Genomic DNA, 19,307 nt, shown 5'->3' on the forward strand with positions numbered 1-19,307 from the left:
GGAAGACCGGTTCAATAATCCATGCCGCTCTTTTTTCTCCGGATCGATATCACTTCTATAACCAGCCGATCGTGGAGGATGAAGAACGTGACCCGGTAATTCCCGGACCGCATCCGGTACCGCGGGGCTGACTTTGGGGAGTCTGCGATCTTGCGCACATCATACCGCTTGTAGTCAAGCCCATCCGCAAATCCTTCGAGGTCATCCAGGATGCGGGTGACAAACTGCCGGGGGATTTCCCCGATCTGCCGCTCAACACGGCGGGGAATCAGGATCTCGTACGGCAATCAGATCCCCATCTCGTTCCTGACGGTCCTGAGGGTTTTTACCCGTCCGGCTTTGATATCGTCCAGGCTCGCCTTCATGTCCTCGATCTCTTCGTCGGAGAGCGGTTCATCATCGCAGGCCATGGTCGCGAGGCGCCCTATGACATCCTCGTAGCTCTCTTTAGGGTGATGCTTGAGGTCATCGAGGAGTTCCTTGGTCTGGTGGGAGATCCGGATGGTGGTCATGGATGACATATACATATGTATACGCAGGTAAACAACCATAAAATCTTCTTTGCTGAAGAAGGGGGCAATCTCGGTTCCACGCCGCCATGTAAAAAACGGAAATGGATTGAATGGGCGGTGAAGAGGCCGGGGGTGGTATTCGCGGTCTTGCCCGTCTGCTCCTCCCGGGGAGCGCCTGGTTTTTTCCGCTCAGCTATCGGCTTACCTCATCGCCGGTTTCCAGAGCCCGATGATATTTCCTTCGGAGTCCTGGATTATCGCCACCAGCCCGACTCCCTTGATCTCCTCCTTCGGCATGGCGATCTTCCCTCCCAGTTTCTCCACCTTGGCGAGTACCTTGTCGATATCGTCGACCATCACGTAGTTTTTGATCGGCTCATTCATCTGCCGCTTGTACAGCCCGCCCATATGCATGGTCCCTTCCAGAGGTTTGCCGGTGATGATATCCTGGTACTGCATCGCTGCCATCTTCGACGACTCCATAGGGGCCACGGTCGGTTCGATCTTCCACCCGAGGAGGGCGTGGTAGAAATGCTTTGCGCGGTCGACGTTGTCGGCCGGGATATCGAAGTATGCAATGTTTGCCATGGGCAGTGATGTGAGCTGGATCATATTAGGGGTTGGGATGGTGGCACCCGGTCCTTCAACCGTGGTGCATGAGGGCGGTTGTGGGGAATTTGCCGAAAGAAGATGCCGGATCCGGCCGCTTCCGGCTCCGGAAAAAGTCTTCACGCCTCGAACCGGAACGTATATTTTGTGCCGCCTGACGTGTCAATGTCAATGGAGGCCCGGAGCTGGTGCTTTGCGAGGAAGTGCACGAGCTTGAGCCCGAGGGACTTCGTTGTTTTGATATCAATCGAGGCCGGGAGACCGATCCCGTTGTCGCTGACCGAGAGCGTATAGAACCCGTTGCTTTGGGCGAATTCGACGCGAAAAGTGCACGGTTCCGACCCCGGTGTCCCGCACGTGGCGGATTCGGGGAAGGCGTGCTTGAGGGCGTTGGTCATCAGCTCGTTGATGATGAGCCCGGCAGGAGTTGCCCGCGGGATATCGAGCATGATCCCGTGAGCGTCGACGACTGTTTTTACCGATCGTTGTGTCTTGAACGAATTTTCAATCTGGTCAATGAGGTTTGTGAGGTAGACCCCCATATCGACTTCATTATACATATGTGTCCTGTACAGGGTCTCGTGGACGAGCGCCATGCTCCGCGCCCGGTTCTGCAGGTCGAGGCGGAGCGCACGCCCGTCGGGTGTGTCCTGGTAGGCGCCTTCGAGGCTGAGCAGGGAGATGAATGCAGTCAGGTTGTTCTTGACCCGGTGGTGGATCTCGGAGAGGAGGACCTCTTTTTCAGCGAGCGCTTTACTGAGATCCTCCTCCCTGAGGGTGAGTTCTTCGAGGTTCTGCCGGAGCTCTTCCTGCGTTGCGGTGAGTTCTTTGTTGAGCGCATTGAGGTCTTCGTTCTTCTGCCGGAGTTCTTTTGTCCGTTCCTGTACCCGGGCCTCGAGGACATCGTGCGCTTCCCGGAGAGCTTTTTCTGCCTTGTTCCTCTCCGTGATGTCGATGCCCATCTCGAGGATCAGGAACGAACCGTCCGTGTCATTGAAGGGGAAGTCGTAGATGTCGTAATCCCTGCCGTTCGGGCCGGTCCAGTACCAGTGATGGGGCGCCCGTGTCTTCATAACGGTGTACGTCTCACACGTTTCGCATGGCGCGGTCTTATTGAAGAGGAAATCGTAACAGCACCGGCCGTGCGATTCCCCGAACGTCTCCCGGAAGTACCGGTTGGCAAAGGGAATATGGTAATTTTCGTCGAGCAGGCAGACGTAGGCCGGCAGGGTATCGAGCACGTCATACAGCCGCTTGCGTTCGGCTCCCGCAACATTCACGGCTTTTTCCAGCTGCAACGTCCGCTCCGCGACGCGCTGTTCAAGGCGCTCGTTTGCCTCCCTGAGGGCAGTCTCCACCCGGGCGAGTTCATCGAAGTTCTGGACCAGTTCTTCGTGGTTCGAGGTGAGCTCCTCGTTGAGCGCATTCATCTCCTCGTTCTTTTCAGTCAGTTCCTGCTCTTTTTTCCCAAGTTCGTCGACGTTCTGCCTGAGTTCTTCCTGCGCAGCCGTCAGCTCCTCGTTGGCGGCGTTCAGTTCGATATTCTTCTTCCTGATTTCTGCTTCCGCACGGTTCCGCGCCGTCACATCCAGTACCTGGGAGAAGATCGAGACGAGGTTTCCTTCCACATCCCGGAGAGCCGAGTTGTACCATTCGCACTCGAGTACCGTTCCGTCCTTCCGGTAGTTGCGGTTGGCGTGCATGTTGCTCGGGCTCTTCCCTTCGAGCATGGCGGCAGAGATCGCGGTCACCCGGGAGACATCCTCCTCGTAGACCCAGGGGAACTCACCGATGGCCTTCCCCATCACCTCATCCGCTGTCCACCCGAAGATCCTGGTGGCTTCGCCCGTCCAGCGGGTGATCCGGAACTGTGCATCGAACTCGATGATCGCGAGCGGGGAGTTGTCCATGTGGCTGGTGAGCAGGGCGTTGGCCTGCCGCAGCTCTTCCCTGCTTTCGCCGAGGGCCGATACGTTCTCCCGGTAATTCCAGATGAAGGAGGCGATAACGGCAATTACCATGGAAAAGAAGACGCGATTGACCAGCGCATTCGTGATCGGGACATCCGGGTACGAGAGGAAAATACCGATGATGGAGAGCAGGATCACCGCGAATGCGACGTACACAGGGGCGAACCGCTGCCGGGCGTACACGGTCAGGAAGAGCGGCAGGAGGTAGAGCGTCCAGACCACGAGGCTGAGCGGGGTCACGATATCGAAGATGAAGATGACCACGATGAGGAGGGCTATAACGGCCCCGAGCCGGGTATCGTTCCCTTTTCCGAGGGTGTCAATGACGGGGGGATGGTTTTTCTCCGGTCGGTTTTCCTGCTGAGCGATTTCGGGCACCTCTGTCAAGGAGAATGGTTGCGGTACTGAATATCGGTTATGTGTATCGGGATTAAGGTATCGATTGTGTGCGGGGGGCCCAGAAAACCGGATCAATAATCCGTGCAGATCTTTTTTGTGTAATCAGATAGCAAAATGGAGTTCTACCGCTTCCCGGATATTCGCCGCAAGCTCGTCAAGGGTCTTTCCCTGCGTAAAGATATCGACCCCGATACCCCGGCCGCACCAGAATTTATCGTCTGAATAGATCTCGAACTTGACAAGCATACGAAATGCCCCTGCCTTACAATGTACTACATTGTCATACAGATGACAATAATGCTTTTGTGATACACTGGCGCTGGCCCCGCCCGGCCCAAATAAAGGGGGGGGGTCAACGGTCGACCCCCCTCCCGTTTGGTTTTCAACAGGGGGTAACCCCCCCTCCAACATTCTTCCAAACTCGATCCGACCCCTCCACCCCCTCAGCCCATTCTGACCCCCCCTTCTCATTTCTGATAACCCTGTGGATTTTCACACTCACGCCGGAAGTTCCAAGCGAAATGAGAGGCGGGCGGGTGCAGAAGAAGGGATATGACTCGCATGTGAGGAGGGGGGGTCAGGCGCCTACCTGTGGTGTAAAATGACATCGTGTCCTTTTTACTGTGAGAAAATTGTTTTGGTCATAAGTGATTTATATGACTGAAACTATATTTTGGACTGTCCCAATTTGTTTAAGTTTAGTCGTAATATGCAATTTAATTGTGGTATACTCTGGGGGGAGAAACAAAATTTACGAGAAATATGCAATTGGGATTAGTGTAATTGCACTCATCGTGTCCATTATCGCAGCTGTATTAGCTGTAAGTATCCCATTACTAGGAGATCAACCCCACATCTCTATTACCCCATATGGGATTTACAATAAATCGGTAAATTCTAACATTGCAGAAATATCGATTTATAACACAAATAATAACCAAAATTTATTGGATTTCTATGGGGAGAGTTTGGAATATTTTAATATGTCCTACTACAATGGAACAGACAAAAAAAGTTATTATCTTTATATCCCTATCAAAAATTATTATAATTCGCCCATTTATTCTGTTAATGGAACAGGGTTTATTGCATCATTCACTATCAGCAATTTCAATGAAAGTAATATTGATCAAATGAATGGCATCGAACAAAATTTTTTAACATTTGCGAAAAACAAAGGCGACGAAGGCAAATTAACATCCCTGAGGTACGTCCATTTAAAATATATCGGGAATATCTTATCTCACGAAGACTATTATTTTATCGGTGAGTCAATTATCCCAATTAATTCAAACGATCTCCCACACGATCGCATTTCAACTAATCCGGTAGATCTTTTGGCAGGTAATACCAACGATATGTTGTTTGAAAATTGGATTGAAGAGTCTTATCATTATGATAAAATTTCTAGTAGCAATTGGTTGTATTAATCTTCCTCCACCACTTTTTCCAATAACAGGATCTTCACTTTCTTCCCAACCCATTTTTTCGGTATGAGTACCCCACCGGAGTTCCCGATGGATTTCACGGTTTTGTCAATTACCTGAAAAGCCGTTGTATGAACTTCCGTTCCGAGCAGTACTTTCAAGGGATAGTATTTTATAACTGTTTGCCATCCTTTATCGGCTTGATAGTGCCATATTAGAATTTTTAAACATAAATTGTATTTATTTAAAAATTATTTCGAAATACTTATTTATTACATTTGCATCATATTTCGCCATCCTAAGCCAGTCTGAGCTATCCGTCGGGATGGCCGCAATGAATGATTTCATTTTCTTAGGATGTAGGCGCCTGAGCAACGGCGCTCGAAATTGGTTCATATAAACGGAGGATAAAGAATGAGGACGAAAATTGTTGCAGTCTTTATCGCAATCATTTTGATTGCTATGATGGTAATTCAAGTAACTGCAATCATCCCAACACCAAAATGGCTAGGATCGGGACTTCCAACGATAAGTCTGCCATGCCTACCAGAGCGAGGACCACCGGGACCACAGGGAGTGCAAGGACCACAAGGGCCACAAGGAGTGCAGGGACCGATTGGACCACCAGGACAAGCTGCCGCCGCTGCAATATGTACATATAATAACAAGCAATACACCACAGGGGCTATTTGTGCTATAGGTGGTTGTTACTTTGAAACTTGTGGAAACACTGGTGCATGGGAGGAATCATATTTGGGAGTTGGATATAATCCTACAACCTGTCCACTTTTAATCGGGTGTGGTTCATAATTTGCTAAAAATTCTTCAGAATTTACTTTATTTTTAAATCCTGAAAAATACCGAACTCCAACAAATTATGTCTCTTTTTCATTCTCAATCGGATCCAAAAGAAGAATTTTCACGCGCTTTCCAATCCAACCGACGGGAAGATAGACCCCGCCAGATGTTCCACGACCTTTTACGGTTCGTTCAATCACCTCATAAGCAGGTGATTGTATTGTCATTGATTCGGATGTCATACAATGTATGATTTATCGCTATTCTATAAATATTTTATCAACATTGCATAACTATTTAATATCTATTTTATAGATATGTTTAAGTAGTAATAGATATAATATAGATATGTGATAAGAGCGGGGGATTCCGCCAAGAACGTCCCCGCTCTAGGAGGTCACGAGTATGGAAACTGCAACGCTCCCAAGCACAATTTACAACCCCGTCGGGATTAATGTTTTTCCCGCTCCGGCTGTTGATCTGTTCAGCTACGAGAACATTTACCGGAATTCAAACGCCGGTTTTGCACTGGAATTCCGGAAACAGATCCTAGCTCTTCGTGAACAGGGATTAAAACTGAACGAGATCGCGGAAAATCTGAACTGCTCCGTATCAGTCGTTAAGAAGTGGCTCCGCAGATACCGCGAGGGCGATCTTATTGCCGACAAGTCCCGCGCTCCGCTCCACCGTGAAATCAAGAACACCCAGTTTCACCAGCACATGGTAAAGGAGATCCTGGAAAAGTTCCCCTTCTATGGATCGCGCCGGATTGCTCACACGATTGAGAAAGAGATCGGTGAGACAATTTCTTACGGGACTGTCGTTCAGATAATGAAGGACATCGCGCCGAAGAAAGAGCCGGTCGTTGCAGAGCGGATCGAGATTGCCGAACCAGACGCAATCTGGCACATGGACATGACGCCAAAGAGAATCGCAAAGGGCAAAATCCAGTACATCTTCGGTGTCATCGATGCGTGCACGCGCAGGGTAATGGCAGTCAGGAACTATGACGGCTGCACCTCTGCTGAGGTAATCGATTGCCTCTACGTTGCGATCATCAACAACGGCGGGAAGAAGCCCCGTATGCTTTACACGGACAACGGCGGCCAGTTCGTCAGCAAAATCTTTGAGGACTGCTTAAAGGCTCAGCTCATCTTCCACCACAAGGTAGACAAGGGATGCCCGTGGCAGAACGGGAAGATCGAGAGGTTGTTTAAGACTCTGTTCGATGAGTGGATAGCATACCGCCGGTACAACACTGAGAAGTCGCTTAAGGAGTCGCTGGAAGAGTTCAGGAATTGGTTTAACAACGAGAGGGAGATCCAGAAACTTGGGTACAAGACACCGATGCAGATCATGAAGGAAAAGACAATCTCTTCTTAATTTTCACTTTCACGTTTCCCCCGCCCTCATTTTATATTGTCATGTTTTCAAAGGGGGTACGCCAGAAATTACCGAAAAGTACTTAGCCTAGTACTAACTACTTATACACTATATATGGTGTATATATGGTTTCATTCCCAGACAAAGACAAAACCGAATATGTTAAGATAGGAATGCCTAAAGAGATGGTTGAAGAAGTAAAGCGGATTATCGAGGGTGAAAAAAGGTTAGGTTTTGTCTCAATTCAGGAATTTGTCAAAGATGCTGTTAGAAAAAATATAATGGAATTTGGAGAGTATTCGAATGGTCAACATAAAAGATAGTCGAATAAAAGCCGATTCCAAGAAAGAGATTTTACAACTATTAGAGAGTCATATGTCAAAAACATATGAAAAAATAAAACTAGACGGTCAATATGAATTGGGGAAAAATCTTGTTAAAACATACCAAATTGAGAGCAATTACAAGGACGTTTCTAATTTTAAGGACTCTTTTGCGAAAATAGCAAATAATGGGCAAAAATATTTGAAAGTTGGTGTTGACAAGATCGAGGAGGCATTTTATTTATTAACCCTTTCCAAAAAAGAGAGCCAAGCTATATTCTATCTTGATACCACCAATCCACGATTTTGGACACTTCACACTAAAAGTAATGTAAAAGATTCCGATTATCTATTAAAATCAACAATACAGCCAATTATGAGTCATCTTGATAATTTATGGTTGGATCGAAAGATGTTGGATCAGATCTACCATGATCATGCAGATTATCTGAGAGGTATTGGTGTTCAATATCGATACGGGGATGTTTTCCCGACAGATGATGTTGGAGAAACATTTACTATGAGAGCACATGGTGCACCATCTGAAGAATTTTTAAAATTAATAAAAGACAACCCCCAAATATCAAAATTTTTTGCGGTTTCAAGTATTGGATTCAAAAAAGAGAGTAATATAAATGACAACCATTCTACGCCTATTGATATTACAATTGAAGATGTAAATTATTGGGGTAAATTTACTGTTAAAGGAACATCTTTCTACCAACATATTGAGGTTGTCGATGACATTCAAGGAAAATACGAGGGTATTTTAAAGATTGTTGAGGATGAATTTAATCTCTCATACACAGGTAATAAAGAGAATATAAAAATTCATGGATCTCCAGCATGCATTGACTTAAAACGTGAAATTAAAAACATTGATGAATTTGTGAAAATTGTATTCTCTTCAAAAGAACCATTTCGGCTATCTGGCTATTCAAAGAAATTAGATTCTGGTACTACTCTTGTTGCCGGAGTAGATCTTCATAATGGGGACGATTTCAATTTAGAGATTACTCCGTATTGGATGAGAATGTACCTACCAAAAGATGCATGTGGAAATACAATAATGAGATTTATATGCAACCTTCAAAGATACTATGATGCTAACGCATCATTAGAGGGTTTAGAAGGCCTCAATTATGGTTCAACTTTCAAATCACACGAGATTAATGAATATAATGATGGGTTTGTGCCAAGAAAAACCAATACCTAAATGGCCAAATACATTAAAAAATCAGCATTATCAAATTTCATCAATCGAAGTAAATATTCCTGAGTCACACCCAGATATTGTTTTTCAGAATAATCATTCAAATCATATAATATTTATTGATTGTAAGTCAAAAACGCTGAAAAGAGAACAAATCAAAAAATATGATGAAATTAGAAAAAATCCAAAACCCGCGATTTCTAGTGGAAAGATTTCCGTCGTCCATAGTGATCATTTAAACATAGATCCAGCACTATGTTCTTTTTCGGATTTATCCAATGAGAATCTAATCGTAGAATTTGATATGGTTTTTTTACGTATGCTTGAGTCTGGGAAACCATTTTCTGAAATCCGAGAGATTCAATTGAAAAGGGGGAAATTTAGATATTTAAAATTAAATGAGGCATTCCCCATTGATACCTCTACTTCAGTCCCCCCATATTATCTTTATCCATTTGATGAACACGATATCGAGATTTTCACAATTGAAATCTTAAAACATCTCCAAAAATATGGTCTTTTTGGTAAAAGATTCACAGTTGATGACATTCTAGAAAGGTCGCACAAGATGTGGAAATTTATCGATGATAAATCAACTTTTAGAAAAAAAGCTCACAGTATCTTAGTCGAGTTACAAAACAAAGGATTAAGGAAATATTTGAGGAAAGAAGAGGAACTATGGCATGTCGATCTTAAGCTAGATGGTAAAAGTCACCAAGCTTTCCAGAAAAAATGCATCCAAATTGAAAGACAACTAAGCAGAAAATCATATCAGGATATCTTAGCCGTATAGTACATTTTTTGCCGTTTTACCTTTTTTGACTACTAGTTCTCGTCAAATGAATACAATCATGATCGTACCTATCCCATTCAGGGCATTCCTCTTTCTTGCAAGGAACTAATGCCCCAGCGCGAGGTACGGGCGATAACCTTCCTTCTATCTCCTCTATTGTGGAATTATTGACACTGCACCATAGGAATTCTTTCATGATCCTGAATTTTTGCTTATTCTAAAAAAGAGTATGTTGTGCGCGGAGCGAAATTGTGAACTCTTATTGTATACTAGAATTTTTTAAGCGTCTAAAAATTATTTTAATGAATAACTCTTTTTCCAATCCCTTTTGTTTGTATGGGAGTGTCCTGCATAATGGCATTTGTTACAAATAACCTCAAAGTACCGGGGATAGTCCGATAATGGTATATTATGTGAAAAAATACCCTCTTTGTAGGTTTTATGATGAATAGTTAAATTCTTTTTACTACCGCACCGCTGGCAACAATCAATCTTAAAATGCTCTTTAAAAATTCTTAAAATATTGGATCTCTCTTCTTTCCAATGTTTCGAATCCCAATACATCTAATAACAAAATAGATTTTCTGAATATTATTTATTTTGGATTAATAAGGACACGATGTCATTTAACACCACACCTACCCCCCCGCCGTTTGGTTTTCAAAAGGGGGGGTGACCCCCCCTGCTTCCGGGTTATGGGGAGGGGGGTTGGGGGAGGGAGGAGATGTCTTAGTATTCAGTTCCATAAAAAAAGTTGAACAATCGCTCTGGAAGATTAACATTATTCAATCTTACTAGAACCACTCGAAAACGAACCCTGAAAATAAAACATTGGTGTTGTTCTAAATAACTCTAAAGTTATATATAGTTCAACAGCTTATAATTGTTCATGAAAGTCCTAGTCGATATTACTGAGGATGTGTTTAATCGAATAAATGAGGTTAATAAAGGTTCTTCACTTTCAAATTTTATCTTAATTGCAATTGAAAATCAAATTTCTCTTGAAAAGGAACAACAAACAAACTTTATAGATTTTAACAAGAAAATTCAAAAACATTCCGAAATTATTAAGCCCAAAAATCCAGAATCTAAACAACCCCAAGAGGTTAAGGCTCAGATTGAAATTTTAAATAAACCCCTAGATTACGAAAAGATTAGAGAAGTTCCTTTGAAAAACCCTATTAAGAACTATTACATTTGGGGCCAATATAACAAATTTTTTGCAATGAAATTTGCAGTCAGATATCTGGCGTACATGCAAATACAGAACAAGTCAGCACCAGTAAAACTAACTGAGTTCCAGAACAGATGCTCACGGTCCGCTTCAAAAATGAAACAAATCTTGAAGCAAAGCGATGAGAAGGCTGGAAGAATATGGGGAGAAGGTTTCTCTGCGGGACTTCCGGAAGATGAAGAAAAATCCTGGTCCAGATTTATTCACCATTTTATTGGTTATGCTGATTCCCAAGGAAATCAGGTAGGATCAATATCTGATATCGGGTTTATTGTAATAGATAATGGTTCAATAGCATTATCTCCCTATGGACTTGCTTTTGCAAAAATAAAAAATCCAATTATTGACGATAATCCATTTTCTCCAACACTATTTAGCCCGGAAGAGCAGCAATTTTTGATTAACCACTTTAAGACCAATATTCCCATTGAATGGAAAGCCGTTCAAACCATTATCCAATGGATTGAAAGCGGCATTAATACCCCCGACACATTGAATGCAAAATTCTCCACTCTAGATTCAAAGTGGACTGAAAAAATGACGAATACCTACCGGACTGGGATGCTTGCTAGAATGATTGACTTAGGTTTCATTTCACGAGTGAAAGAAGGGATTAATGTTAGGTATATTGTGACGGAGAACGGAAAAACGGTGGTGGGCATAACATGAAAGAATTGTGTTTAAAACTGGTAAAAGCCGAAACAGAGAATGAAGTAATCTCAATTTTGAAAAAAGCCAGATATTGGGATGATCCGGATAATTGGAAAAATATTGGACAAAATGAGAACAATTTTTCGGTAATTGGCAATCAACAAAGTAAGCCCGAAGCCGCACTTGTTGAAAAATTAGTTAATTCAATTGATGCAGTATTAATGGCTGAAGCTGAAATACGCAAAATTAATCCAGAAGGTCCCGACAGCCCACAAAGTATTCCTGAAGCAGTTGAATTATTTTTTAAGGTGCCAAATGGAAAATTGACAAAGATTTCACCACTCACTCGTACGGAGTTAGCAAATAAGATCGCTTTGGTGGCTACTGGAACCAGAAAAAACCCGTGTTATGCAATAATTGACAGCGGAGAAGGTCAAACTCCTAACAAAATGCCCAATACATTTTTATCAATTTTTGAAAAATCGAATAAAATGAGAATACCATTTGTTCAAGGTAAATTCAAAATGGGAGGAACAGGGGTTTTCAGGTTCTGCGGTCATCACAATCTTCAATTAGTAATTTCAAAACGACATCCAAAAATCGCAGAACAAGAAATTGATGAATCAAAAAAGAAGTGGGGATTCACAATTATTAGGAGATTCAATCCAAAGGATGGAGTAAGAAGTTCAGTTTATCGATATCTAGCTCCAAAGGATAAAATTCTCTCATTTGAGAGTGATCAACTGCCCCTGTTACCTGGTAAAGAAGCTACAGACGCATACAATGAGCCTCTTGAATGGGGATCTTATATCAAATTATACGAATATCAAATGACGGGGTTATACACTCAAATTATTCTTGATTTGAATAATCGGCTTGCGTTATTATTACCCTCTTTAGCATTACCCATACGTCTTTATGAAAGAAGGACACCTCCCTTTGGCGGAAAATCACCTGAAGCCACATTATCTGGTCTAATGGTTAGACTTGAAGAAAATCCAGATCACATTGAAAGAGGTTTCCCTTCCTCACATACTATGGTCGTTGATGGTCAAAATATGAAAGCATCAGTATATGTGTTCAAGCCGGGTAAAGAGATCCACTTTAAAAAAGACGAAGGGATTATTTTTACAATAAATGGTCAAACACATGGTTTTCTCGATAAACGATTTTTCACGCGTGAAAAAATTGGTATGGGTTATCTCAAAGATTCTATTTTAGTTATTGTAGATTGCAATGACATCGAAGGGAGAGCACGAGAAGATCTTTTCATGAACAGTCGCGACCGGCTAAGTGATGTAGATTTAAGGTACGCTATCGAGAAGGCATTAGAAACTATCATTAAAGATCATCAAGGTTTGAAGAGTTTAAGAGAGCAAAGAAAGAGAGAAGCCTTCGAAAATAAAGTGAAAGATGATAAACCGCTTGAAGAAGTAATTAATAAAATGTTAAAACGCTCTCCCGTTTTATCGAAACTCTTTGTTGAAGGTTTGAGATTGCCAAGTCCTTTCAATTTCAGTGGCGCCTCCGAAGGAGAAGAATTTAAAGGAAAAGATTTTCCTGAAATGTTTGAAATCTCGAAAGAATTTGGTTCGGAAAATCCGAAAGATTGCCCGATTAATAGAAGATTTTACATGCATTTTATTACAGACGCTAAAAATGATTATTTCAATAGAGATAACGATCCCGGCGAATTTACTCTACTCCTTAATGATGAAATTTTCGAAAATTTCTCTCTAAATTTATGGAATGGTACAGCCAATTTAATTGCTTCCATTCCATCTGAATGTCATATTGGGGATAAATTGGACTTTAAATGGATAGTATCTGATCGAACACAATTTGAACCATTTAATGGTACTTTCTATGTAAAGGTCAAAGAGCCAGAAGAAAAAAAATCTATACACGATACAGACAAGAAAAAAACCCATACCCCATCAGATAAAAATGGCGATGATGTTAAAAAACCCTCAAAGCTTTCTTTGCCAGATATAAGTGAAATCAGATGGGACAAATGGGATACGTTTAAGCTAAGTGAAGAGTCCGCTTTAAAAGTAATTGATAATGGAGAGGCGGGGATGGATTTCTTGGTGAATATGGATAATAAGTATTTATTAACGGAGATAAAAAATACCAAAAAGATTGAGCAATTAGAAATGCGCTACAAATATGGAATGGTCATAATAGGACTTGCATTTTTGAATTATAATCAAAAACATGCCAAAGCATCTTCAAATGGATCAAGTGAAAAAATTGATAGTGACAATGAGATTGATATATTCTCGAAAATCGAATATTCAACCAAAGTGATCGCTCCATTTTTCCTTCCTATGATTCAAGAACTCGGAGTGATCGAAGAAACACAAGCATAATTTTTCAACTTTTTTACGATTAATCAATTATTCAATCGATATAAACCGCCCATTCTCCACAGTTCAATCAATGAAACCTCCGGGTAATACGAATCATGTCCCAGTTTCCGTACCCAGGCTCATATAACTTGCATCATCCAACTATTATATATATGATTTTATCTTTCGTTTAGGTAATCACAAATGCCACACGAAGACTGCACACTGACACAGGCATCGATCATGGGGCCCGGGTTCTCTCTGCATAAGACGGAGTGGATTGCCGTCCTCCTGATCCTGGCATGGTGTTCATTGCGGCAGTGACCAGTGTACTAGCTGTACCTCTCAGGGCATTGTGGGAATGCATATGTCGCGCTGCGATCCTCCGGGCGGACTCCTCTTCTGGGTCCCGTCCGGCCCCGGGTCGTGGTGTGCGTCTCTGAATGCCGGTGCGATAGGCGCCGGTCGTTCCCGTGGATAATACTCCTAGGGGACCTCTGGTTTGGGCCGGCGTTCGTAACAGAACCGGGAATGAATATCCCGGCGGCAGTGAATTGCAGGAGAACAGGATGTGATGCTGAAAAGGAGTGATTGAATGAACACAAAAAAGAAAACGACCGGGAGACCCCACAGGGTCTCCCGTGCCGGGAAGGGCGGAATTACCTCGCCATCCGAGAGAAAGGTATTGCAGATGAACGCTGCCGGTATATCCGGCGGCCGCCGGAAGATCGCACAGGAGGATACACAAGAGAAGAGTACAACCGCGACCGATATCATCGTCCATGAACTCAGGGATGACGGGACCCTGACCGGTCTCGATGAGTACCTCAGGAACCGGGGGATCGTCCACCGGGCCATGCAACTGCTCGAGGAGTGGAAGTTCCTGCCGGCCCGGATCATCTGCTCGAGAGTCCCCGTGGACATCATCGCGCTCCGGAAGGACATGCGCCTGCTCGTCCAGGTGATCTCGTCGAAGAAGCCGATCCCGGATGCCAAAACGCTCGTCCGGAACTATGCGGGAAAGATCGACACTATCCGCAGCATGGGGACAACGGTACAGTTCCGGAAGATGCTCGTGGCCTACTCCCGCGTGTGCGACTGGAAGTACTATGAAGTCCTGCCGGGCGGCCTGATACCGGCCTGGCACCTGCCGGATGCTCCGGCCCAATAACTTTTTTTCCTTTTTCTTTCATCTGACGGTACCAATTCCGCAGCGATAATGGCCGTGGATTACCGGTTCCGCCACGTTTCGTTCCCCGTTTGCCACCCACGAAATTATCCGATATATCTCCACATCCTATACTGGTATGTCCAAGGGCGCCCGAGGACAAGAACAAAAAGGAGAAAACAAACATGGCAGATTTCGTTCAAAACACGAACGTAAAAAGTGCGGTTCGCATACTTGCGAACCCGATTGCCGACATCACGGCGTTCAACACGATCGTCCAGTCGGTGATCACCAGCAACCCATTCGGGTGTGTATCGTATATGAGCTCGGGCGCCAGCCACCCGCCCGTAGAAAAGACCCGCGAGTCCTACACGGCCAAATTCGTGTACCAGGACTCCGATGCAAAGACCATCGGCAGGGGAGCCGAGAGCTATGACTCGCTCGCCGGGTTCACTGCCGGGATCTCGGCAGTGCTCGCCAACACCGCGAACGTCACGGCCCACGGCGGCACCATCGTCCGGAACCCGGCGGCCGACAACTTCTCGGCGAGCCTGAGGTGCCACGACCCCAACGGAGAGATCTACTTCGTGAACTTCTCCCGCCAGCAGGTGACCATCTCGTCCTACGAGGACGACGCGATCCGCATACGGATCGAGACCTGGGCTGACGGGGTGACGGCATTGGCCTAGTCGAACCCCAAAGGGGAGGCTGGAGAATGCTGAGGGTCATCAGACCCGAAGCAGGAGAAGAACGCAGTTCTTCGACCTGTTGAGGGATGTCAGGCCCGAGACATGAGAAGGCAGAGGGCCTTCGAGCGAACGGAGTTCTTCAACTAGCCCCCAAGGTCTGGCCCTGGGAGAAGGAGTCCCCGGGCTCCTCACCTTTTCCGGCCTATTTTTTTTCAGGAATTTCAACCACCTGCCACCTTCCGTCGGTAACGCAACCTCCGTTTACCCCAACACAACCTAATTTTCGTTAACACAAATCCACATGATTAGAGAATCCCAGAACAGCGCCCGATTTTTAATTCGGGCTTAATATACTCTTCTATCGCCGAAATAAATTCGAAACCTTTTAATGAAGATCCTACCAACTTTACACTAACCACAAAGAGTATCTACTCGTTGTGCGTGGCATTGCATTTTGAATACTCTCGTGCATTCGCACGTAGGGAGGAGGCTAAATGGAACATATTGTATTTGGCATTGGAATTACTGCATTGGCTGGAGCTCTTGCCACTGTAGCCGGTGCTGCGGAAGATACTGAATCCAACATCGGGTCCCAGGGTGACCCGAACTCACAGGTTCAGCTCGCGCCGCAGATGGGATTCCTGCACCGCATCTTTAACAAGGCGGTTGCTGGTGAACCCCCGGCATACGGTCTCTGGTGCTGCCTGGGCGCAGGCCTGGCATGGGCATTCATGGCGATGCAGATGAACGCGGTCCTTGCTATTGTCCTGGGCTCTGTACTCGCAGTCTTTGTACAGGGCGTGTATGCTACCACAGCATACGTGGGCAGGACAGCAAGTCTCGCCAAGTTCGGGCAGCCGATCTACGTGGACATCCTGAAGTCCATGACGACGGTTACCATGGCACATGCCTTTATCGCAATTTTCGCTACCGTTACACTCTGTCACCTGATGAACAGCGCACTGGGACACCCGTTCCCGCTGCCGCTGCTTGGTCTGGTCTGGGGTATCGCTCTCGGTGCAGCGGGATCTGCGACAGGCAACCCGTACTACGGGAAGGAACGCCAGTACCAGAACCAGAAGTTCGGTGCAGGTGTCCCGATCTCGGCGTCCGGTAACATCGTCCGCTATGCCGAAGCAGGCGAGCGCAACTCGATTGACAACGGCTGGTTCACCACCAAGATCGGCGGTTCCGCATCCGGTGTCTGTTTCGGTCTGATTGTATTCCTCGAGCTCTGGCGAACTGTCCTCTTCGAGCAGGTCAGCGCCGGGTGGGGTGCAATCATCGTCGGTATCCTGATCATCCTCATCTTCACGGTCGTAGACCGGTACATCGAGGTCTGGGCCAGGAAGAACTACGGACCCTACACTGAGGCCAAGGAGGCATCAGCATGACCGCAGTAGCAGCAAAACCCCAGGCAGGCGCAGCCATGAACCCGACCGCAATGGGCGTCGGCGTTGTCCTGCTCATCATCCTGCTCGCAATCTGCTGGTACGTATCGCCGGGCATGGGCCTTATGGCACTCGTCGGTGTCGTCATCGGTGGTGTCCTGATTGGTTTCGGCACCCACTTCGTCCCGGTCGGCGGTGCTCCAGCAGCAATGGGACAGGCCCCCGGTATCGCAACCGGTGTCGCGATGCTCGCAGCCGGTGCCGGCCTCGCCGGTCTCTTTGGCGGCGCTTGGGCAGCTGCCTCGGGCCAGGGTATGGCCGTTGTGATCATATCCGGCGGAGTCGGCGGCGGCCTCATGATGGCCATTACCTGTATGATGGTGAACTTCGTCTATGTCTACGGCATGGGCATCCCTTCAGCATCCGGTAAGGTTGCCAGGGACCCGATCACCGGTGACACCCAGGCAGAGTACAAGTCCCAGGGTACCGAAGGTCACGGCCTTCCCTTCGTCTCATTCGTCGGCGGCGTGACAGGAGGTATCCTCGGAGGTGCCGGCGGTACACTCATTTACCTCGAGCTCCTCAATCTCTACAAGGCAACGCTCCCCGGTGTCATGGCCGTGACTGCAGCCCAGGTGACCCCTATCGCCGTATCGATGGCAGGGATATTTGCCGTGGGCTTATTCCTCGTGAACGCGGTTCTCACTGCATACAATATCACGGGAACAATCGAAGGTCCCCACGACCCGAAGTTCAAGCGCTGGCCACGGGCGATCGTCGCATCCGCCGTAGCGTCTGCGCTCTGCGGTCTCGTGGCGGTCCTGATCGTTGCATGGTGAGGTGTTGAAGATGACAGTAAAAGTTGAAGTAATTGAAGGGGGCGTTCCGCACAATAAGATCCTGATCGCGGGCCTCGTGAGCACCCTCGTGTGTCTCTACCTTACGTACCTCAATGTACTCACCAACACCGAGATGTTCTCGTTCTTCGGTGGACTTGCCGTGGTTGCAGCATTGATCTGGGGCAGCCACACCATCAAGGTGCTCTGCAGCTATGGTATCGGTACCGGTGTACCGTCCGCAGGTATGATCGCATTCGGTTCGGGTGTGATGGCAATGCTGCTGGCAACCAAGTTCGGTAACCTCGCTCCAGTCGTAGCATTGGTCCTTGCAGCCGTCATTGGGTTCATCCTCGGGTATACAGCAAACAATATCCTGAACATGAGGATCCCGGCAATGGTCCAGGCACTCACGGAGATGGCAGTCGTTGGTGCATTCACCCTCATGGGATTTGCAGCGCTCATCACCGGCGGATTCACCTTTGCCGGACTGACGACCGGAACAGTATCTGTTCTCGGGCAGACCCTGCTCACCAACCAGCAGTCATTCCTTGGCGGCTGCCTGATCGCCGTAGCTTTCCTGCTCGGTGCGATCGCAATCCAGCACCCGTTCAACGCAACGCTCGGGCCCGGCTGGAAACAGGACCGCATGCTCATGCTCACTGCGGAATGCGGTTTCCTGAGCATGGTCGTTGCCGCAATCATGTCCTTTGCCCTGATCAGTGCCGGGTCGGCGATCATCTCGCTGATCATTGCACTTGTCGGCTGGGCGTACACGTACAAGGAGTACATGATACTATCGAAGCGCGACGCCGCTGCATGGCTCGATGCAAAACCGATTCCTGACGTGGAGGGACACTGACATGGCATACATTCAGGTACTCCCGGAATTCGGGCTTGTCGCAGACCCCGTTGTCGGAATCATAACCTCTGCAGGCGAGTCGTTCTCACCCGTCATCGAGAAGGTCGCAGTCCTTGAAGCAACCAGTGACGATCTCGTCAACATGCTCTCGGGAGAAGGCAACTTCCTCGCGTCGTTCCCCAACAGGGACCACGGGCTGAAGATCGGTGGCACGATCACTTCGTTCTGGTACGGGCTTGCCGTTGGACTATTCATTGCAGGAATCATTGCATTCCAGCTGATCAAGGTGGGCTAACTATGGCAGACAAGAAATCACCAGCAAGCGGGTGGCCGCTCATCAAGGGTGACTTTATCTCCGGTGACGCCAACAGCCCGGTGGCTGTTGTCACCATGGGTTCACACCTCGATGAAAAGGGCATCTGTGATGCAGGCGCTGCACTCTGCGGTTCCTGTAAGACGGAAAACCTCGGCCTTGAGAAAGTCATCGCCAACGTTATCTCCAACCCCAACATCAGGTTCATTCTGTTCTGCGGTACTGAAGTCAAAGGCCACCTCTCCGGCCAGACCTTCGGTGCTCTCCACAAGAACGGGGTCAAGGAAGGCAGGGTCGTCGGCGCTGAAGGCGCTATCCCCTTCATCGAGAACCTCAACGATACCCATATCAAGCGCTTCCAGGAACAGACGGAAATCGTCAACAT

At 46.6% G+C, this 19,307-nt stretch carries 21 protein-coding genes; 14 read left to right on the forward strand and 7 right to left on the reverse strand.

Going from position 1 to position 19,307, the window contains the following annotated elements; translation table 11 throughout:
* Positions 1 to 11: 11 nt before the first annotated feature.
* From ABSB80_RS06000 to ABSB80_RS06020, 5 genes are all read right to left on the reverse strand, one after another.
* Positions 12 to 287 carry a type II toxin-antitoxin system RelE family toxin gene (locus ABSB80_RS06000; protein WP_428369145.1) on the reverse strand — a complete coding sequence of 92 codons (276 nt, stop codon included), beginning with the start codon at positions 285 to 287 and terminating at the stop codon, positions 12 to 14.
* Complete coding sequence (locus ABSB80_RS06005; protein WP_428369147.1) at positions 288 to 527, reverse strand: DUF7557 family protein; 240 nt, start codon at positions 525 to 527, stop codon at positions 288 to 290.
* 186 nt (positions 528 to 713) lie between these two features.
* Entirely contained in the window at positions 714 to 1,100 is a 387-nt protein-coding gene (locus tag ABSB80_RS06010; RefSeq protein ID WP_428369149.1) for a VOC family protein, read from the reverse strand.
* 140 nt (positions 1,101 to 1,240) lie between these two features.
* Positions 1,241 to 3,469: a PAS domain S-box protein gene (locus ABSB80_RS06015; protein WP_428369151.1), complete on the reverse strand. Its 2,229-nt coding sequence runs from the start codon at positions 3,467 to 3,469 to the stop codon at positions 1,241 to 1,243.
* A 123-nt stretch (positions 3,470 to 3,592) separates the two neighbouring features.
* Positions 3,593 to 3,736, reverse strand: a complete 144-nt coding sequence (locus ABSB80_RS06020; RefSeq protein ID WP_428369153.1) for a type II toxin-antitoxin system HicB family antitoxin — start codon at positions 3,734 to 3,736, stop codon at positions 3,593 to 3,595.
* 548 nt (positions 3,737 to 4,284) lie between these two features.
* Here ABSB80_RS06020 and ABSB80_RS06025 point away from each other — a divergent pair.
* Positions 4,285 to 4,920, forward strand: coding sequence for a hypothetical protein (locus ABSB80_RS06025; protein WP_428369155.1), 636 nt, complete (start codon positions 4,285 to 4,287; stop codon positions 4,918 to 4,920).
* On the opposite strand, the gene ABSB80_RS06030 is transcribed toward ABSB80_RS06025, so the two are convergent.
* Positions 4,917 to 5,078 carry a DUF2080 family transposase-associated protein gene (locus tag ABSB80_RS06030; protein WP_428369157.1) on the reverse strand — a complete coding sequence of 54 codons (162 nt, stop codon included), beginning with the start codon at positions 5,076 to 5,078 and terminating at the stop codon, positions 4,917 to 4,919. The two genes, ABSB80_RS06025 and ABSB80_RS06030, sit on opposite strands and share 4 nt — an antisense overlap.
* A 714-nt stretch (positions 5,079 to 5,792) precedes the next feature.
* The gene (locus ABSB80_RS06040; RefSeq protein WP_428369158.1) at positions 5,793 to 5,957 is read right to left on the reverse strand and encodes a DUF2080 family transposase-associated protein; all 165 of its coding nucleotides are present in this window, start codon (positions 5,955 to 5,957) and stop codon (positions 5,793 to 5,795) included.
* Between the two features lie 163 nt (positions 5,958 to 6,120).
* Here ABSB80_RS06040 and ABSB80_RS06045 point away from each other — a divergent pair, with 163 nt between their 5' ends.
* The 13 genes from ABSB80_RS06045 to ABSB80_RS06105 all read left to right on the forward strand — a co-directional run.
* Positions 6,121 to 7,098: a DDE-type integrase/transposase/recombinase gene (locus ABSB80_RS06045; protein WP_428369160.1), complete on the forward strand. Its 978-nt coding sequence runs from the start codon at positions 6,121 to 6,123 to the stop codon at positions 7,096 to 7,098.
* Between the two features lie 125 nt (positions 7,099 to 7,223).
* Positions 7,224 to 7,421: a ribbon-helix-helix domain-containing protein gene (locus ABSB80_RS06050; RefSeq protein ID WP_428369162.1), complete on the forward strand. Its 198-nt coding sequence runs from the start codon at positions 7,224 to 7,226 to the stop codon at positions 7,419 to 7,421.
* The gene (locus tag ABSB80_RS06055; RefSeq protein WP_490356196.1) at positions 7,402 to 8,637 is read left to right on the forward strand and encodes a hypothetical protein; all 1,236 of its coding nucleotides are present in this window, start codon (positions 7,402 to 7,404) and stop codon (positions 8,635 to 8,637) included. Before ABSB80_RS06050 ends, ABSB80_RS06055 begins: the two co-directional genes overlap by 20 nt.
* A complete protein-coding gene (locus tag ABSB80_RS06060; protein WP_428369166.1) occupies positions 8,606 to 9,427 on the forward strand; it encodes a hypothetical protein in 822 nt (273 codons plus the stop codon). Before ABSB80_RS06055 ends, ABSB80_RS06060 begins: the two co-directional genes overlap by 32 nt.
* 889 nt (positions 9,428 to 10,316) lie before the next feature.
* Positions 10,317 to 11,330, forward strand: coding sequence for a hypothetical protein (locus ABSB80_RS06065; protein ID WP_428369168.1), 1,014 nt, complete (start codon positions 10,317 to 10,319; stop codon positions 11,328 to 11,330).
* Positions 11,327 to 13,684: a hypothetical protein gene (locus ABSB80_RS06070; RefSeq protein ID WP_428369170.1), complete on the forward strand. Its 2,358-nt coding sequence runs from the start codon at positions 11,327 to 11,329 to the stop codon at positions 13,682 to 13,684. The genes ABSB80_RS06065 and ABSB80_RS06070 overlap by 4 nt, the downstream gene beginning before the upstream one ends.
* Positions 13,685 to 14,258: 574 nt before the next feature.
* A complete protein-coding gene (locus tag ABSB80_RS06075) occupies positions 14,259 to 14,834 on the forward strand; it encodes a hypothetical protein (protein WP_428369172.1) in 576 nt (191 codons plus the stop codon).
* A gap of 182 nt (positions 14,835 to 15,016) precedes the next feature.
* The gene (locus ABSB80_RS06080) at positions 15,017 to 15,520 is read left to right on the forward strand and encodes a hypothetical protein (RefSeq protein ID WP_428369174.1); all 504 of its coding nucleotides are present in this window, start codon (positions 15,017 to 15,019) and stop codon (positions 15,518 to 15,520) included.
* Positions 15,521 to 16,014: 494 nt separating this feature from the next.
* Entirely contained in the window at positions 16,015 to 16,914 is a 900-nt protein-coding gene (gene mtrE, locus ABSB80_RS06085; protein WP_428369176.1) for a tetrahydromethanopterin S-methyltransferase subunit E, read from the forward strand.
* Entirely contained in the window at positions 16,911 to 17,750 is an 840-nt protein-coding gene (mtrD, locus tag ABSB80_RS06090) for a tetrahydromethanopterin S-methyltransferase subunit D (RefSeq protein WP_428369178.1), read from the forward strand. The genes mtrE and mtrD overlap by 4 nt, the downstream gene beginning before the upstream one ends.
* 10 nt (positions 17,751 to 17,760) lie before the next feature.
* Positions 17,761 to 18,609 carry a tetrahydromethanopterin S-methyltransferase subunit MtrC gene (gene mtrC / locus ABSB80_RS06095; RefSeq protein WP_428369180.1) on the forward strand — a complete coding sequence of 283 codons (849 nt, stop codon included), beginning with the start codon at positions 17,761 to 17,763 and terminating at the stop codon, positions 18,607 to 18,609.
* Between the two features lies 1 nt (position 18,610).
* Complete coding sequence (gene mtrB, locus ABSB80_RS06100; protein WP_428369182.1) at positions 18,611 to 18,904, forward strand: tetrahydromethanopterin S-methyltransferase subunit MtrB; 294 nt, start codon at positions 18,611 to 18,613, stop codon at positions 18,902 to 18,904.
* A gap of 2 nt (positions 18,905 to 18,906) precedes the next feature.
* Positions 18,907 to 19,307: tetrahydromethanopterin S-methyltransferase subunit A (locus tag ABSB80_RS06105; RefSeq protein ID WP_428369184.1), on the forward strand; the 401-nt coding region annotated here is incomplete at its 3' end.

The organism is Methanoregula sp. (assembly GCF_050010295.1).
Taxonomy (GTDB): domain Archaea; phylum Halobacteriota; class Methanomicrobia; order Methanomicrobiales; family Methanospirillaceae; genus Methanoregula.

Coding starts and splice junctions, on each gene's coding strand:
- ABSB80_RS06005 (WP_428369147.1), bottom strand. CDS start 527: ATGTATATGTCATCCATGACCACCATCCGGATCTCCCACCAGACCAAG.
- ABSB80_RS06010 (WP_428369149.1), bottom strand. CDS start 1,100: ATGGCAAACATTGCATACTTCGATATCCCGGCCGACAACGTCGACCGC.
- ABSB80_RS06020 (WP_428369153.1), bottom strand. CDS start 3,736: ATGCTTGTCAAGTTCGAGATCTATTCAGACGATAAATTCTGGTGCGGC.
- ABSB80_RS06040 (WP_428369158.1), bottom strand. CDS start 5,957: ATGACATCCGAATCAATGACAATACAATCACCTGCTTATGAGGTGATT.
- ABSB80_RS06045 (WP_428369160.1), top strand. CDS start 6,121: ATGGAAACTGCAACGCTCCCAAGCACAATTTACAACCCCGTCGGGATT.
- ABSB80_RS06050 (WP_428369162.1), top strand. CDS start 7,224: ATGGTTTCATTCCCAGACAAAGACAAAACCGAATATGTTAAGATAGGA.
- ABSB80_RS06055 (WP_490356196.1), top strand. CDS start 7,402: ATGGTCAACATAAAAGATAGTCGAATAAAAGCCGATTCCAAGAAAGAG.
- ABSB80_RS06060 (WP_428369166.1), top strand. CDS start 8,606: ATGGGTTTGTGCCAAGAAAAACCAATACCTAAATGGCCAAATACATTA.
- ABSB80_RS06065 (WP_428369168.1), top strand. CDS start 10,317: ATGAAAGTCCTAGTCGATATTACTGAGGATGTGTTTAATCGAATAAAT.
- ABSB80_RS06070 (WP_428369170.1), top strand. CDS start 11,327: ATGAAAGAATTGTGTTTAAAACTGGTAAAAGCCGAAACAGAGAATGAA.
- ABSB80_RS06075 (WP_428369172.1), top strand. CDS start 14,259: ATGAACACAAAAAAGAAAACGACCGGGAGACCCCACAGGGTCTCCCGT.
- ABSB80_RS06080 (WP_428369174.1), top strand. CDS start 15,017: ATGGCAGATTTCGTTCAAAACACGAACGTAAAAAGTGCGGTTCGCATA.
- mtrE (WP_428369176.1), top strand. CDS start 16,015: ATGGAACATATTGTATTTGGCATTGGAATTACTGCATTGGCTGGAGCT.
- mtrD (WP_428369178.1), top strand. CDS start 16,911: ATGACCGCAGTAGCAGCAAAACCCCAGGCAGGCGCAGCCATGAACCCG.
- mtrC (WP_428369180.1), top strand. CDS start 17,761: ATGACAGTAAAAGTTGAAGTAATTGAAGGGGGCGTTCCGCACAATAAG.
- mtrB (WP_428369182.1), top strand. CDS start 18,611: ATGGCATACATTCAGGTACTCCCGGAATTCGGGCTTGTCGCAGACCCC.